Source organism: Halomonas hibernica (assembly GCF_013183775.1).
In the GTDB taxonomy this organism is placed as follows: Bacteria; Pseudomonadota; Gammaproteobacteria; order Pseudomonadales; family Halomonadaceae; genus Vreelandella; species Vreelandella citrativorans.
The window spans coordinates 66,004-81,279 of the sequence record NZ_VIFN01000007.1 but is presented as its reverse complement, the minus strand read 5'-3'; the positions used below and the strand labels follow the sequence as shown (position 1 = coordinate 81,279).

Annotated in this window: 12 protein-coding genes and 1 pseudogene; 8 read left to right on the top strand and 5 right to left on the bottom strand. The window is 53.9% G+C overall.

The window, feature by feature from the left end:
- Nucleotides 1-223 precede the first annotated feature (223 nt).
- Both FKN99_RS11975 and FKN99_RS11970 read left to right on the top strand, forming a co-directional pair.
- A complete protein-coding gene (locus FKN99_RS11975) occupies nt 224-973 on the top strand; it encodes a FadR/GntR family transcriptional regulator (RefSeq protein ID WP_172118067.1) in 750 nt (249 codons plus the stop codon).
- A gap of 75 nt (nt 974-1,048) precedes the next feature.
- Nucleotides 1,049-1,192, top strand: a complete 144-nt coding sequence (locus tag FKN99_RS11970) for a hypothetical protein (protein ID WP_253927035.1) — start codon at nt 1,049-1,051, stop codon at nt 1,190-1,192.
- On the opposite strand, the pseudogene FKN99_RS11965 reads toward FKN99_RS11970, so the two are convergent.
- Nucleotides 1,171-2,571 (bottom strand): annotated as a pseudogene (locus tag FKN99_RS11965) (aminotransferase-like domain-containing protein). The gene FKN99_RS11970 and the pseudogene FKN99_RS11965 sit on opposite strands and share 22 nt — an antisense overlap.
- Before the next feature lie 136 nt (nt 2,572-2,707).
- Between FKN99_RS11965 and FKN99_RS11960 the strand changes: the two are divergent.
- Nucleotides 2,708-3,880 carry an MFS transporter gene (locus FKN99_RS11960; protein WP_172118065.1) on the top strand — a complete coding sequence of 391 codons (1,173 nt, stop codon included), beginning with the start codon at nt 2,708-2,710 and terminating at the stop codon, nt 3,878-3,880.
- A gap of 14 nt (nt 3,881-3,894) precedes the next feature.
- On the opposite strand, the gene FKN99_RS11955 is transcribed toward FKN99_RS11960, so the two are convergent.
- Nucleotides 3,895-4,830: a cation diffusion facilitator family transporter gene (locus FKN99_RS11955; protein WP_172118064.1), complete on the bottom strand. Its 936-nt coding sequence runs from the start codon at nt 4,828-4,830 to the stop codon at nt 3,895-3,897.
- Nucleotides 4,831-4,959: 129 nt separating this feature from the next.
- Between FKN99_RS11955 and FKN99_RS11950 the strand changes: the two genes are divergently transcribed.
- From FKN99_RS11950 to FKN99_RS11930, 5 genes are all read left to right on the top strand, one after another.
- Nucleotides 4,960-5,487 carry a GNAT family N-acetyltransferase gene (locus FKN99_RS11950; protein WP_172118062.1) on the top strand — a complete coding sequence of 176 codons (528 nt, stop codon included), beginning with the start codon at nt 4,960-4,962 and terminating at the stop codon, nt 5,485-5,487.
- A 214-nt stretch (nt 5,488-5,701) separates the two neighbouring features.
- Nucleotides 5,702-5,827, top strand: coding sequence for a hypothetical protein (locus tag FKN99_RS18005; RefSeq protein WP_264757786.1), 126 nt, complete (start codon nt 5,702-5,704; stop codon nt 5,825-5,827).
- A gap of 203 nt (nt 5,828-6,030) precedes the next feature.
- Complete coding sequence (gene acnA / locus FKN99_RS11940) at nt 6,031-8,658, top strand: aconitate hydratase AcnA (protein WP_172118061.1); 2,628 nt, start codon at nt 6,031-6,033, stop codon at nt 8,656-8,658.
- Between the two features lie 37 nt (nt 8,659-8,695).
- Entirely contained in the window at nt 8,696-9,427 is a 732-nt protein-coding gene (locus FKN99_RS11935; RefSeq protein ID WP_319941286.1) for an ABC transporter substrate-binding protein, read from the top strand.
- A 10-nt stretch (nt 9,428-9,437) separates the two neighbouring features.
- Nucleotides 9,438-10,349: a GntR family transcriptional regulator gene (locus FKN99_RS11930; protein ID WP_172118059.1), complete on the top strand. Its 912-nt coding sequence runs from the start codon at nt 9,438-9,440 to the stop codon at nt 10,347-10,349.
- A 48-nt stretch (nt 10,350-10,397) separates the two neighbouring features.
- Here FKN99_RS11930 and nirD read toward each other — a convergent pair whose 3' ends face one another.
- Genes nirD through FKN99_RS11915 form a run of 3 tightly spaced genes read right to left on the bottom strand, consistent with a single transcriptional unit; the run spans nt 10,398 to nt 14,610 of the window.
- Nucleotides 10,398-10,787 (bottom strand): nitrite reductase small subunit NirD, encoded by a 390-nt coding sequence (gene nirD / locus FKN99_RS11925; protein ID WP_172118058.1) that lies wholly within the window; start codon nt 10,785-10,787, stop codon nt 10,398-10,400.
- Between the two features lie 26 nt (nt 10,788-10,813).
- Nucleotides 10,814-13,324 (bottom strand): nitrite reductase large subunit NirB, encoded by a 2,511-nt coding sequence (gene nirB, locus FKN99_RS11920; protein WP_172118056.1) that lies wholly within the window; start codon nt 13,322-13,324, stop codon nt 10,814-10,816.
- 2 nt (nt 13,325-13,326) lie between these two features.
- Nucleotides 13,327-14,610, bottom strand: coding sequence for an NAD(P)/FAD-dependent oxidoreductase (locus FKN99_RS11915; RefSeq protein WP_172118055.1), 1,284 nt, complete (start codon nt 14,608-14,610; stop codon nt 13,327-13,329).
- Nucleotides 14,611-15,276 lie beyond the last annotated feature (666 nt).

Sequence of the window (15,276 nt, the reverse complement as noted above, 5' to 3'; positions counted from 1 at the left end):
ATGCTGGTTTTTTTAGGCTAGGTACTTCGAGGGTAACTCTTAGCCACAGCGTGGAAAGACGGAATATCATGTTTGTGACTATTGACCGCAATGATGGGGCAATGCGGTATCGAGGAGGAAAGCTTGCCGCAATTGGTCACCCTTATAAAGCCTAATAGTACTTATAGAGCTTTGTTTGTACGATATAGTACAAGCAGGTAAATAAATGGAAAGGATCGTTGATATGATCAAACAGACACCTGGTACGGCGTCATTTAAGGTCAATAAAGTCGCTCAGCAGGGCAGTTTGTCTGTTCATGTGGCGGATCAGTTAGAGGCGCTTATCACACAAGGCAAGGTGGCGGTAGGCGATAAACTGCCAACAGAAAATAGCCTTTGTGAATCCTTTGGTGTAAGCCGTACCGTTATCCGAGAAGCCATTACTCATCTAAAATCATTAGGGTTGGTAGAAACCCGACGTGGTGTAGGTACGTCCGTTCTGCGTTCTTCTAAATTGAAGGCGCTTCCAGCAGAGCGTATCAATCCCACTACGGTGGAAGATATTTTGCATCTTTTGGAGCTGCGCTTAACATTGGAGCCTGCGGCTGCCGAGTTGGCAGCCCTGCGCTACGATGAGGAAGACCGGCAGCGCTTGGAATTCCAACACCAAGCGTTTGCCAATGCTTATGAAACCAAGTCCCAGGCTCGGGAAGAAGACTATCTATTTCATTTTGCAATTGCTACGGCGACTAAAAACCCTTTTTTTCAATCGTTCTATGAGCAGTGGAGTCAAAGCGTGATTCCACGAGCCAAGCTTCTGAGTAATGATATTAATCCGCTTTCTTCTCAGCGCTATCTGGAGCGGGTGCAAGAAGAGCATGTCCAAATTCTCAATGCTATTTTATGCCGTGATGGCAATGCCGCACGAGAAATGATGCGTCAGCATCTTGGCCGGGCTCGAGATACCTATGCCCAGTATCGTGATTTAAAATAGTGCAGAGCATATCTATCGGCTCTTTCTATCTCACTCTATGGGCTGCAACTACGTGGCGTAACTGCCAGCGCGCCCATGGCAAGTGTCTATCCTTTACTGGGGCAGCGTTATGGTATGGGAAACGTGGCTGCCGGTGCACTGATGGCGAGCACGCTCATGTCCTTTGTCACCATCAGCGTCATTGTTGGTTTGATGACCTATTTTGGCGTGTTGCCTTGATCGCTATTGGCGGCAATAAACGCTTTAGCTCTTGGGTCCTGCAGATAGGCGATATTCAGGCGCAGCCATGGCGTTGTTTGATTGTCAGGGAAAAACAAGTGGCTGGGCGATAGCATGATGTCAAAACGGCGTGCGCTCGCCATTAGTGCTTCCTTCTCCACCGGCGATTTGGCTCATACAAACATGCCGCCTGCCGGTTCAGTGAATACCTCCCAACCGACTTGCTTGAGCTGCGTAAGCGCCAGTGCCATCTGGTTGGAGAGCCGGGTTCTTAAGCGTTCAGTGAGTTTTCGATAGCTGCCGTTTTGAAGCAGCGTGATCAGCACCTGCTCAGCAAAGCGCGAGGAGGAAATGCTGGTTAACATCTTGATATCCACAAGCCGTTGCACTAGTGAAGGCGGGGCGGCTATAAAGCCGACCCGCAGCGATGAGGTGAGCGTTTTGGAAAAGCTGGACAGGTAAATAACTCGTTTAAGACCATCCAGTGCGGCGAGCCGTGTGGTCGGGGTGTGCTGAAAGTCAGCGTAGATATCGTCTTCTACAATCGTGAAATCGTACTGCTCGGCGAGCTGTAAAACGCGATGTGCAATCGCCGGTGTGAGCGTACTGCCGGTAGGGTTTTGAAACACGCTGTTCACGTAAAAAAGCTTGGGACGGTACTCTGCTAAGAGGGCTTCCAAACGGTTAATATCCGGCCCATCAGCAAGGCGCGGTATCCCTATCACGCGAACGCGCTGTAAATGCAGCAAGCCGAATAGGTTGTAATAGCCCGGCGATTCCACAAACACCACGTCGCCGGGCTCAAGCAGCATTCTCACCAATAAATCCAGTGAATGGCTGCCGCCGCTGGTCATGACAATTTGCTCAGCACTTGCTGATATTGCGAGGGGGCGCAAGCGCTCCTGGATCAAGCTGCGAAGCTCCTGCAGTCCTTGGGGCGTGCTGTATTCAAAAATTCCTGATTGGCTTTTACGCGCCACTTGGCGAATGGCGTAGGTCAGGTCTTCGCTCTCGCGCCAAGCATTAGGCAACCACCCGCAGCCCAGTTTTAGCGAGTGCTCATTAGCGCTAAAAAGCCCCCATAGTCCATTGGTAACTTCTTGAAGAGGGGGAGAGGCTAACGATGGTTGGGGGGTAACGGCAGCGCCATCAGCGATAAAGAATCCGGAGCCGGGTCTTGAGCGAACCAGGCCAATAGCCACCAACCGTTCGTAGGCGTCAATAACCGCATTACGGCTAATATCGAGCTCTGCCGCTAGGCGGCGTATGGAAGGTAAGCGACGCCCGCCCGCTCCATTCTCTTGAATCCAATGGCGAATACTCTTTTCAAGCTGCTGCGCAATTGGGGAAGCGGCATGTCGGTCGACCTGAAGTTTCATAAACATCTCTGCTGCCGGCCACTGTTCTCACAAACGCAGGAACAGTGCTTGGGTAATGATGGACAAGTGTACCTTACCTCTAGGTGGGATGGGTGCGAGCGTAATGGCTTAACCCATGACCCGTTTAGGAAAACAGATGGACCGATATAACGCGCCCCGGTTGGCTTTTGCACTATGTATGATTACCACTGCGGTTAATTTACAGGCACCGCTTTACGATATCCTGGCGGCGAAAGCAGGCGTCGGCGTGGGCGCAGCCACACTCGCGTTTGCTTGTTACGTCGCGGGCGTCATGCCGGTATTGCTGGGGCTTAATGGGCTGGCGGATCGGGTGGGTCCTAAACCGCTAATCATTGTCGCACTTCTGCTCTGTTTAAGTGCCACTGCGCTAACCCTGTTGATGCCTGGCTTGATAACGCTGGGGGTTGCGCGCTTTTTATTAGGCATTGGTACCGGGCTGACCTCAGCCGTCGCGCCTGGATATATGCATCAGTTACTTAATAGTGACGGCAGTCGCATGGCAACGACGTACGTAACGTCCAGTACCGCGCTTGGGTTTGGTTTGGGTGCGGCGGTTACCAGTTTGTTTATTCTCCATACGCCCAGTGTGACGCCGCCAAGCCTATGGCTGTATCTGGGCGTAGGCACCATTGCGTTAGTTGCAGTGATGCCACTAAAAAATATCGCACCTGCTGCTACCCAAAGTGCGATGTGGCGACTGCCAGGTTATCCGCCGGGAACACTGAGCTTTGGGCTAGCCATTTTACTTGCATGGGCAACCGTAGGGTTGGTGATTGCTATATTGCCCTCCACGTTAAGCCAGAACGGTTTAACACCCTGGAGTGGTTTTGCCACGTTTGGCATTTGCAGCTGCGGAGTATTGTTTCAGCCTTGGGCACGCGCCTTGGCGCCCGTGAAGGCCACGGTGCTGGGGTTGATGATCTTACCTCTCGCCTACGGATTAATTGCTTGGGGCGCCCTTCAAGGAAGCCTGGTAGCTGTGTTACTGGGAGCAGTTGCGGCCAGCAGCGCCTGCTATGGGTTTATCTATTTGGGGGGCTTAAGCGGAGTGCTAGCCATTGCTGGCCCGTCTTCTAACCAGGCAAGCGCCGGCTATTTTTTGATGGCGTATGTGGGATTTAGCCTCCCGGTAATGACAACGGGAGCCCTTGTTGATTCAGTCGGGCATGTAGCCGCATTGACGCTATTTGGCGTGGCGTTACTGGTGGGTTCCATTGCCACGGTTAGTTTGCTGCTCATCGGCCGGAACAAGCCTTCCAAGCGGCTGACGGCCATTCGCCAGCCATAAATCGTGCGCTTTGCTTACGTGTGTCGCTCAATCAGCAACCCACAAGAGGGCGCTGCCCACAGCGTGTCTGCGGTAAACACCACATCGCATACGACCGGTACGTAGCAGCGGCGCACCTGCTCATCAATCCGTGCGCGTAGGTCATCCTGAGCGGTTAACGACGTGGTGATGCCTTCATCAGGCAGCACCACGTGCACCATAACGTAAAGCAGGCGCCCTGGACGTACCATACGCACACGGACTTCTTGGGTATGCGTTTCTGCCAGTGCTTGGGAAATAGCGTCGCGCACAGGGGCAGCAATGGCTTCTTCGGGCGTTTTATTGAGTAACTCCTTCAGCGCTTGGGAGGCCATGCGTACAGGCACGCCCAGGCACAGCACAACGACCGCAATAACCAGTACCGAATCGATATACGGCACTAGCGTGTTCAAATTTAACTGCTCAAGGAGTACGACCAGGCAAAATGCCGCGAGAACTGCTGCGGAAATCACACTATTGACGATCCAGTTGAGTTTGTCGGCCGCGATCAGAGGGCTTGCGGTATAGCGTTGGCTGCGGTGCATTACCCAAGCGGTCAGCGAGCAGGCAAGCGTGGCAAACAGGGCATAGATGACCGCAAGGCCCGCTGCAATCTCTCGCCCGCCAGAGAGGAGCGCGACAATGGCATCGACCAAAGCAAAGATGGAAACACCCAGAATTAATAACCCTTTACACAGGTTAACCAGCGACTCGAAGTAACTGTATCCAAACGGATAAGATTCACTATCAGGGCGGCTGGCTAATTTACTCACCTTGATCGTCACTAAAGCTACACTAAAGTAGATTAGGTTAAATAACCCATCGAGCAAAATAGCCTGGGAATTGGAGGCGAGTGTAGCGGTAATTCCGGCACAGCCAATCAAGAGCGCCATAAAGGCGGAAAATGCCAGTGTACGCGTTTCTGTTTTCATGGATATTTGGCCCCACCGCCAGTGATATAACCCGCAAGCATAGCAACATTTTTCATCTTTGAACCAACGAATGCTATGCATTAAGGCCACAAAGGCGAGTGACAAAGTACTCACAAAGAGAAGGACGTTATGCGTCATGCCAAGGACTTAACCTTTTCGCTATTAACCCCTGAAGACGCTGTCGACCTGTTGGCGTTTGAAACCGCCGAACGTGCCTGGTTTGAGCAGCATATTGAAGCGCGTTATAGGCATTTTTATACGCCTCAAGGCGTCTCACAGCATATTGTTGAGTGCCTTTCCCTGAATGCCCAGCGTCGAATGAGCCCGCTGTTGATACGCAAGAGAGGAATGCTTATCGGCCGCGCCAATTTGCGCGATATTGACGAACACCAAGCGAAGGTAGGTTATCGCATTGCAAAAAGTGCCTGCGGTCAAGGAGTTGCTTATAGGGCGCTTAAGCATCTAATGAAGGAAGCGCGCGGTGTCTATGGTCTCACTACGCTAACGGCGATTGTTTCTGTCGAGAACGATGCCTCTCAGCATGTGTTGCAGAAAGCCAGCTTCGATGCCATGGATATCTTGCCAGCGCACTCCCAAGTGGCCGACAAGCGCGTTGATTGCCTAGTATATCAGTGTGCCTTGAAGGCAGTCTGCTGAAAGCGGCGTTATAAGGCCCAGCAACGCTCTGTGCTGCGTACCTTGGTAACGTTAAAAAGCGTGTACTACCTTGAAGGCATGCTGTTGATCAATACGCAGCCAATCAGGAGGGGCTAACGATGCCAGTGTTAAGCGCGGGTACAGAACAGGGAACGCCGGTAGAGATTTATTATGAGGTATACGGCGCAGGCAAACCTGTGGTGCTTATCCATGGATGGCCATTAAGCGGCCGTTCCTGGGAAAAGCAGGTACCAGCGCTAGTGAAGGCGGCCCGCATGCGATTAACACCACCCACGCTGACGAGTTTAATAAAGCGTTGATCGATTTTCTTAATGCTTAACGGCTAATGGTTGTAACGCACTTCTGCTTCTAACGCCGCCTATCAGGCGGCGTTTTCATTGGAAAAATCAAACAGTAGACCTCTTCAGGACAGGAAGTCGGCTAAAGCAAATATTGTATTTTTGATTAATAAAGTGCAATTATGGCGCCTGAGATCGACTCACCAGTTAATAACGACAATCGTCAGATACGGCGGCATGAACTATGCACAAGCTTGAGAAGCTAACCCACTACACGCATGGCTATTTGACGTTCAAGGGCCATGATTACGCGATTATCGAACTACCCAAACTACTCGGCGAGACGCTTCATAAGCTGCCCTATGTGCTGCGCCTTCTGCTTGAAAATATTATGCGTAATACGATGGGGGAGGAGCGCAAGCGCAGTATTCAAGCGCTTTTGAGGTGGCTGGAAAACGGCACGAGCAGTGATGAAATCGCCTTTCAGCCGGGACGGATATTGATGCACGATACAACGAGCACACCTGCGTTAGTGGATATTGCCGCTATGCGTGATGCAATACGTGAGGCGGGTGGTGACCCTGAAGTGCTTAAACCGCATTTACCGGTAGATGTTTCTGTAGATCATTCGCTTGCTGTGGAAGTGTTCGCCAGCAGCAGCGCCTCAGAGGACAACCTTCAGCACGAAATGCGCCGTAACCGCGAGCGGTATCGTTTTTTACGCTGGGCCTCTAATGCACTTGAAGGCGTGACCATTCATCCGCCGGGCACCGGTATTATGCACACGCTAAACCTTGAGCAACTGGCCACCGTCGTAACCACTCAAGAGCGTGGCGGCGAATGCTGGATGGTGCCCGATACGATGATAGGTACTGATAGCCATACACCAATGGTTAACGGCATTGGTGTATTGGGCTGGGGAGTAGGTGGCCTGGAGGCGGAAACGGTAATGTTTGGTGTGCCCACCATGCTACGCATTCCTGACGTGGTGGGGGTTAAGCTGACAGGCACACTGGCGCCGCAAGCACAGGCCACCGACTTGGCGCTGATAGTTACTCAGCGCTTGAGGGCGCTGAACGTAACGGGCAAGTTCGTTGAGTTTTTTGGACCGGGCGTGAGCACATTAACGGCCGGTGACCGTGCTGTCGTGGCTAATATGGCGCCTGAGTACGGCGCCACTACCGGTTTTTTTGCGGTGGATGAGCAAACCCTGCGCTATCTTGACCAAACAGGGCGTTCAAAAGAAGCCGTTGCACGGGTAAAGCACTACTGCAAAGCGACAGGACTGTGGTTTGAAGCCGATGAGCAGCCTACCTATACACAGTGTATAGAGATTGATTTAAGCGGTATTGGTGTACAGGTAGCCGGGCCTACGCGACCCCAGGATGTGCATGACTACACCGATGTGGGAGAAGTGTTGTCACAGCTTGAATTTACGCCAAGTGCAGCACCTCACCGCGCAGTTTCAAACCTGCCCCGCCACCCCGTAGCGATTGCTGCCATTACTAGCTGCACCAACACGAGCGATCCACGCCTTATTATCACCGCAGGGCTATTGGCCAGAAAGGCTCGCCGCTATGGATTAACACCGCCTGCTTGGGTAAAAACCTCGCTTGCTCCAGGCTCACCAGCAGCCGCTACCTATCTCAAACGGGCAGGGCTAATGGAAGATCTGGCCGCTATCGGTTTTGATATCGTCGGGTATGGGTGTACTACCTGTATCGGTAACTCGGGGCCATTGCCCCCAGGGATCAGGCAGGCACAGGAAGCAGGCAACTGCCGTGCAGTAGCGATGCTGTCGGGGAATCGAAACTTCCCAGGACGCGTGCACCCAGATCTTGATCTGGGGTTTATCATGTCGCCTGCGCTGGTCGTGGGTTTTGCCTTGGCCGGTAATGCCGAGCATGATTTCAAAAAGCCACTGGCGGAGTATGAAGGTAGGAATATCTACCTGCGTGACCTATGGCCTGCCAGGGAAGACGTCGATGCCGCGTTAGCCGAGGCGCTGAACGCTGCCGATTTTGCAAAAGATTTCAAACAGGCAAGCCGTAACACCCGTTGGGAGGCTCTGGATGCGCCTAAAACAGCGACCTTCCCATGGGAGGAAGCTTCTAACACGCTGCGCCGCCCACCGTTTGCTGCGGTATCCGAGGGCAGTCAGCTAGGCCATTATACTGCTTACCCGCTGCTGATAGTCGGTGATGATGTCACGACCGACCATATCTCACCTGCCAGCGCCATTCCGGCTGATAGCCGTGTCGCTGACTATCTGGTTGAGCGTGGTGAACGTCGTGACGATCTGAACGTTTTTGCCTCGCGCCGGGGCAATTGGGAGGTCATGGTAAGGGCCGCCTTCCACAATAAAACGTTAAAAAACTATCTTGCTCTCGATGCACCGGTTGCACACACGCGTCATATACCCAGCGGCGATGTTATGCCTCTTTTTGAGGCAGCCAGGCGCTACCGTGAAGCCAATGAGTCCGTTGTGATCATCGCGGGGGAGCGCTACGGTATAGGGTCATCGCGAGACTGGGCTGCAAAAGGCCAGCGGCTGCTAGGCGTTCGTGCGGTACTTGCCGCAAGTTTTGAGCGTATTCACCGCTCAAACCTGATCGGCATGGGAATTTTGCCGCTGAGCTTACCCGCGGGCGTTAGCTCAACCACGCTGAATATTGAGCCGGGTGATCAAATCGAGATTCAGGCGCAGGCCGATACGCTAACCCCTCGCGCTCGGATTACGGTTAATATTTTCAGAGAGCAAGGCGAGGTAGAGACGCTAATGGCTATCGCCCAGGTCGATACGCAGGCAGAAATTGCACTGCTTAAAGAAGGCGGCGTTATTCCCTCGCTACTGAAAAAAACATTGGCCTGAGTAATACTGGCCAAGCCTTTCATAAGGAAAGTGATAAGTGAACGATATTAACCGGTTAAGAGATCTAATGGCGCCCACCGGCGTGTTGCGCACCACTATTAACGTGGGTAACCCCATTTTGGCCGGGCTCGATGCCGATCAGCAGCCCTACGGCGTTTCGGTTGATTTGGCAAAGATGATCGCGCACAGGCTGGAAGTTGAGCTTGAGCTTCAAGTATATGCCTCCGCCGGTGAGGCCGTTGCCGTTGTCAGCGATGAAAAGGCCGATATGGGCTTTTTTGCGCTAGACCCCAAGCGTGCTGAAAGTATTCAATTTACTGCGCCCTATGTGCTGATTGAAGGCTGCTATCTGGTACGCGAGGATTCGCCAATTACGGATCAGCAAGAGGCTGACCGCCATGGTCAGAAGATCGTGGTTGGTAAGGGCAGTGCTTATGATCTTTACCTTAGCCGCGCTATTCAACACGCCGAGCTGGTTAGAGCACCTACTTCTCCGAAAGTGGTGGAGTTCTTTATTGAACACAAGCTGGATATCGCCGCAGGCGTGAAGCAGCAGCTGGAAGCGGGTATTGAGGAGTTTGGTGGTTTGCGGCTGTTGCCTGGGCACTTTATGACGATCCAGCAGGCGATGGGCGTTCCGAAAAACCGCCCTCAGGAAGCCGCCGCTTTTCTATCCGCGTTTATTGAAGAGGCAAAAGCGGAAGGAGAGGTCGCTCGCTTGTTAGCCAAGCATAATATTCAGGGTGCCTCGGTCGCGCCAAGCGCTTAAAGGATGGGTCGTGGTTAATAGTGCATCACCTCTTACCGCTGAGCGTTTGGCAAAGCGTATTCACACGTTGATTCATGAAGAGGCTATACCCGTAGGGAGCCACCTGACGGAGGCGAGCTATGTAACGAAATTGAAGGTCTCGCGGACGCCCATTCGTGCCGCCTTCCAGTTTTTGGAAGAGCAGGGGGTGGTGAAGCGCCAGCCTAATCGCGGCTTCTTTTTAGTGGATACCAAACGTGGGCTTTTTGCCGATGCTGTCGAGCCGCTAGAGCAAGGCTCTTCTATCTCGCCACTGTGTTTTACGATTGGCGTCGATTATTTAAATAATCAGATCGCCGGGAAAATTACCGAGGCGGAACTTGCTAAAAAATATACGCTTGGCCGCAGCACGATTCTTCAAGCGATGCATGCCATGGAGGCTGAAGGCTGGGTGTCCAGGCTTTTGGGCTATGGCTGGGAATTTAACGAATTCTTAACCTCTCAGGCAACGTATGATCAGTGTTTTCGTTTTCGGTTACTAATTGAGCCCGCCGCGTTAAGAGAGCCTGGCTACCAGATTAATAAGAAAGTCTTCAAGCAGTTAAGGGAATCGTTAACGGAGGCCGTGTCTGAAGAAGGAAACACGATCTCTGAGCGTCAAATGTATATAAACGGCACCTACTTCCATGAAAGCATCGTTAATGGCTCAAATAACCAGTTTCTGATTGAGAGCCTTAAACGCGCTAACCGGTTGCGTCGCCTGATTGAATACCACGTTTATGCCCGGCGCGAATCGCCCGTGCCCGAGTATAAAGAGCACTTGGCGATTCTTGACCTGCTGGAGGCGGGAGATAATCAACAAGCGGCTGTTTATCTAACGGAACACCTGGAGCGCACGCGTCAGGAAAAAATGCGCATTGCCCAGGGTATTTTTGCCCGTTAACGGCACGGCAGAGAACGATTAAGCTGCTTCTTGCATGGGCATCTTCGCCTATGTGGCTGATTCCTCAACCCACACATCCACCCCTTTAAAGCTCACCTTCCAGGTACCTAGCGTGACGCTGTCATCTTCCAGACACTGGCCATCTTCCAAACGAAAGTGCTGCTTGTAGATGGGTGAAGCCACCACGGCGGCGCCCTTTATATCGCCCACAATACCGTGGGCGATGACATTGGCGTTGGAAAACGGGTCGTGGTGGTCGATGGCGTAAAGCTCACGCGGGAGGCCCGGCAAGTAGAACAGCGCGACTTGCTTTGGCCCCTGTGGCGTTTCAAGCCACGCAGCAACCCCGGAAAACGCGACCAGATCGGCTTTACTGCACAGTTTCTGGCCGTGCCTGCGTTGTATATCAGGTGCTTGCTTCATTGCGGTAGCGGTCATGGAGTAGCCCTTTGAAATGATGGTGGTTAGGCAGGCCGTAGCTGGCCGCGCTCACTGGTCATGATGATCGATGGGTCGGGGCGGCTGTCGTTGACGTAGCTTCTAAAGCGCTTGAGCTTATCCGGGTCACTGATGGCGCCTGCCCATTCGCACTGATAGTTGTCCACTACGGTTTGCATCTGGCGCTCCAGTTCCTCGCCCATGCCCAGGCGGTCGTCGAGAATCACCTCTTTAAGGTACTCCAGCCCGCCTTCCAGGTTTTCCCGCCATACCGAGGTGCGCTGCAAGCGATCCGCCGTGCGCACATAGAACATCAGAAAGCGGTCGATGGTGCGGTAGAGGGCTTCATCGTCAAGATCGGTGGCAAACAGCTCCGCATGGCGTGGGCGCATACCGCCGTTACCGCACACGTAGAGGTTCCAGCCGTTTTCAGTGGCGATAATCCCAATATCCTTGCTTTGGGCTTCGGCGCACTCGCGAGTGCAGCCGGAAACACCGAACTTGATCTTGTGAGGTGCACGAAGACCCTTGTAGCGGTTCTCAAGTTTGATCGCCATGCCCACGCTGTCCTGCACGCCGTAACGACACCAGGTGCTGCCCACGCAGGATTTCACCGTACGCAGCGACTTGCCGTAGGCGTGGCCGGTTTCAAAGCCGGCCTCAATCAGCTCGCCCCAGATCTCAGGCAGGTCTTCCAGGCGGGCGCCGAACAGATCGATCCGCTGGCCGCCAGTGATCTTGCTATAAAGGCCATACTTTTGCGCTACTTGGCCCAGCACCACCAGTTTACCCGGCGTGATTTCCCCGCCTGCAATGCGCGGCACCACCGAGTAGGTGCCGTTTTTCTGCATATTGGCCATGAAGGTGTCGTTGGTATCCTGAAGCGGGATATGCGCGGCATCGGTAATCGGCTCGTTAAAGCAGGAGGCGAGAATAGAACCTACGGCAGGCTTGCAGATATCGCAGCCCAAGTGGTGGGTGCTAGGCGCGCCGTGCTTTTCGATCAACTCGCTGAAGGTCTTGATGCCCTCCACACGCACGATGTCGTAAAGCTCTTGGCGGGTGTGCTGAAAGTGCTCGCAAATCGACTTATCCACCTCAACGCCGCGTGCGGCCAATTCATGATCCACCACGCTTTTCAACAGCGACGCGCAGCCACCGCAGCCGGTGCTGGCGCGGGTATCACCTTTCACGGATGCCAAGTCGCTGGCGCCTGCGTCAATGGCCGTACAAATGCTGGCCTTGGTGACGTTATGGCACGAGCAGATCATCGCTGTTTTCGGCAGGGCATCCGGGCCAAGTGCCGGGGCGGCGTCGCTTTGCGGCAGAATCAGTGAGGCGGGCTCTTTGGGCAGCTCGATACCGTTGGAGTAGTACTGAAGCAGTGTGTCGTAGACGCTGTTATCGCCCACCAGCATGGCCCCCAGAAGCTTCTTGCCGTCACTTGAGACCACCATCTTGCGGTAAATCTGGGTAAGTGGGTCAAGGTAGCGAAACATCCGCGCGCCGGGGTTTTGGTTGCCATGGGCATCGCCAATCGAACCTACGTCTACCCCCAGAAGTTTAAGCTTGGTGCTCATATCAGCACCGGTAAAAGAAGCGTCGCCGCCGGTGAGCGTCGAAAGCGCTGTCTTGGCCATCTGATAGCCAGGCGCCACCAGGCCAAAAATACTCTGATTCCACAGCGCCACTTCGCCAATGGCTAAAATCGCCGGGTCGCTGGTTTGGCACTGATCGTTGATCACTACGCCGCCGCGCTCGCCGATTTCCAGGCCACACTCCCGGGCCAACTGATCACGCGGGCGAATACCCGCCGAGAACACGATCAGGTCGGTTTCCAGTATTTTGTCATCCTGAAAGACCATGCGATGGCGGCTGGTTGCGCCATCTTCAATGCGCTGAGTGGCACGCTCGGTGAGTACCTGAACACCCAGTGCTTCGATCTTTTCGCGCAGCAGTTCGCCGCCCTCGCTATCCACCTGCATGGGCATCAGGCGTGGAGCAAACTCGATTACCGCGGTTTCCAGACTTAACCCGCGCAGCGCGTTAGCCGCTTCCAGACCCAGCAGGCCGCCGCCCACCACAACGCCGGTGGCCGCACTTTGCGCCGCCTCGCGGATGGCGTCCAGGTCGTCCAGCGTGCGATAGACTAGGCAGCCTTCGCGATCGTTACCGGGAATGGGCGGCACGAACGGGTAGGAGCCGGTGGCCATTACCAGCTGATCATAGGCGTAATGGCCGCGCTCGGTGGCTAGCGTTTTTGCCGCGCGGTCGATGGAGACCACCGCTTCGCTGCTGTTGAATGTCACGCCATGGCTTGCGTAGTAGTCGCCATCGCACAGGGCCAGCGCTTCGGCGTCGCGGCCCTTGAAGTATTCAGAAAGGTGCACGCGATCATAAGCACGGTGGCGCTCTTCGCCAAACACGGTGACGCTCATCTGCGACAAGGCGCCGTTTTCAACCAACTGTTCGACCAGGTGGTGGCCGACCATACCGTTACCAATAATAATTACGTTGCGTTTAGAGGTGGTGGACATGGCTAAGCTGCCTCCAGCGTCGATGAGGGAGTGGGTGGGGTATCAAGAAGCAGGGCGTTGGCATCGGCTTCACCGAACAGCAACGCTTGGCGGCAGGTGCCTAGATTGGTTTTGGCCAGCGCTTGGGCGAAATACCAGGGACCGGAATGGGTATCGCCATACAGCACCGCGCCTTCAAGTCTTTCGTTACGCAGTAACAAACGGCGGTAATCACCGCTTTCCGGGTCGCTGTAATGCAGTACTTCGTGTTCTGGCGCAGCCTCGGTGGGGCCAAACGCGTAAAGGGCCACGCCGCTGATTTTAAGCTTGGTGGCGGTCGGCGCCTCACTATAGCGGGCGCTGCCATCGCCACACAGCGTGTTGGCTAACACATCTACTTGGCGCCAGATTGGCTCGACCAGGCCGTAGGTGTGCTGCTCGAACTGGCAGCACTCACCCAATGCGTGAATACGCGGGTCTGAGGTGGTGAGCGTGTCATCAACCATGATGGCGCGCTGCGTTGCCAGGCCTGCCAGATGGCCCAGTTCTGCGTTAGGTGTAATACCGGTTGCCACGATGACGCTCTGAGCAGGCAGACGCTGGCCATCCCCGAGTACAACAACGGCTAAGTTGCCTGCGCCATCGTCTTCAAAATGGCGGATGCGCGCATTGGTTAAGATGGTCAAGCCACGCAGGGTAAGCGTCGTTTCAAGCAGCCCAGCGGCCATGCTATCCAGCTGACGATTCATCAATCGCTCGCTGCGCTGTAGAACGCTGACGCTGGCACCCCGCTTGCGAAGCCCTTCGGCGGCCTCCAGGCCCAACAAACCGCCGCCGATTACGACACATTCGCCGCCCTGTAGGGCAAGCGTTGCGAGCGTGTCGGCATCTTGCAGGGTACGAAACCCATACACGCCGTTAAGGCCAATGCCGGGAACCTCGGGCAGCGTTGGGCGTGAGCCGGTGGTAATCACCAAGCGGTCATAGGTCAGCGTGCGGCAGGTAGTGACAACACGCTGCTCTTCGCGGTTGATCTCCAGCACGCATTCATTCAGGTGGAGGGTGATACCTTGCTTGGCGTACCACTGCGCATCCCGCAAGGTGAGGGCGCTAGGCGGCATTTCATCGGCGAGCAGTGGCGATAGCAGTATCCGGTTATAAGCGGGAGATGCTTCTGCACCAATCACCGTTATCTGCTGGGGTCGGTGAGGCAATTTAACGACCGCCTCTAGCAGACGCTGGCTCGCCATGCCGTTGCCGATAATGACCAAGTGATCATCAGACGAGCACCGAGAGATAGCGATCATAGGTTGCTCCTTACAGTTTAGCGCTTGGCTACAAATGCCTATCCACAAATACTCGGCAGCGCTGAAGAAAAGCCAATAAAAAAAGCCCCTGAGTCAGCGTCCCGGGCAAGTGGATTACCAGGAAAACCGTATCAGGGGCTTCGTTGCCCGGTAGCTGAGGCCAAACCCGTTTGTTGGGTTTCGCACAGAGCAGCCACCGTTGGCTGCCCGCTAAGCTTAAATTTATCTAACCAGTACAGGGCAATTAATCAGCCAAATATCGTTAATTATTTATTTTTATATTGATTATCAATGCTTTGGTTTAAAGAGGTAGATTGAAGGCAGCGCCTTTTCAGCCGCTTACGCTCAGCCTGCGCACGCTATTGGTGCGCTAAGCGGTAAGAATGCACCGTGAGTAGTCAACGTTAGCAAAAAACCTGCCTACAAGATAAGTCGAAAGATATTTTATTGGTTATTAACCTTCTGTTTAATTTGGTGTTTTTGTTTTAATGGGTTGGTTGGCGTAGGCCTTGCTATTACCTTGGCAACAAGCAACAAAGCACAAATGGGTTTATCGGCACAATAAAATGCAGCCATCGAGTTTGAGGGGCAAATAACAACGCTAACGCCATCAGACGACAGGCCATTAATAAGTATGTCCAATCCCAGCAGTGCGACATTTGGCAC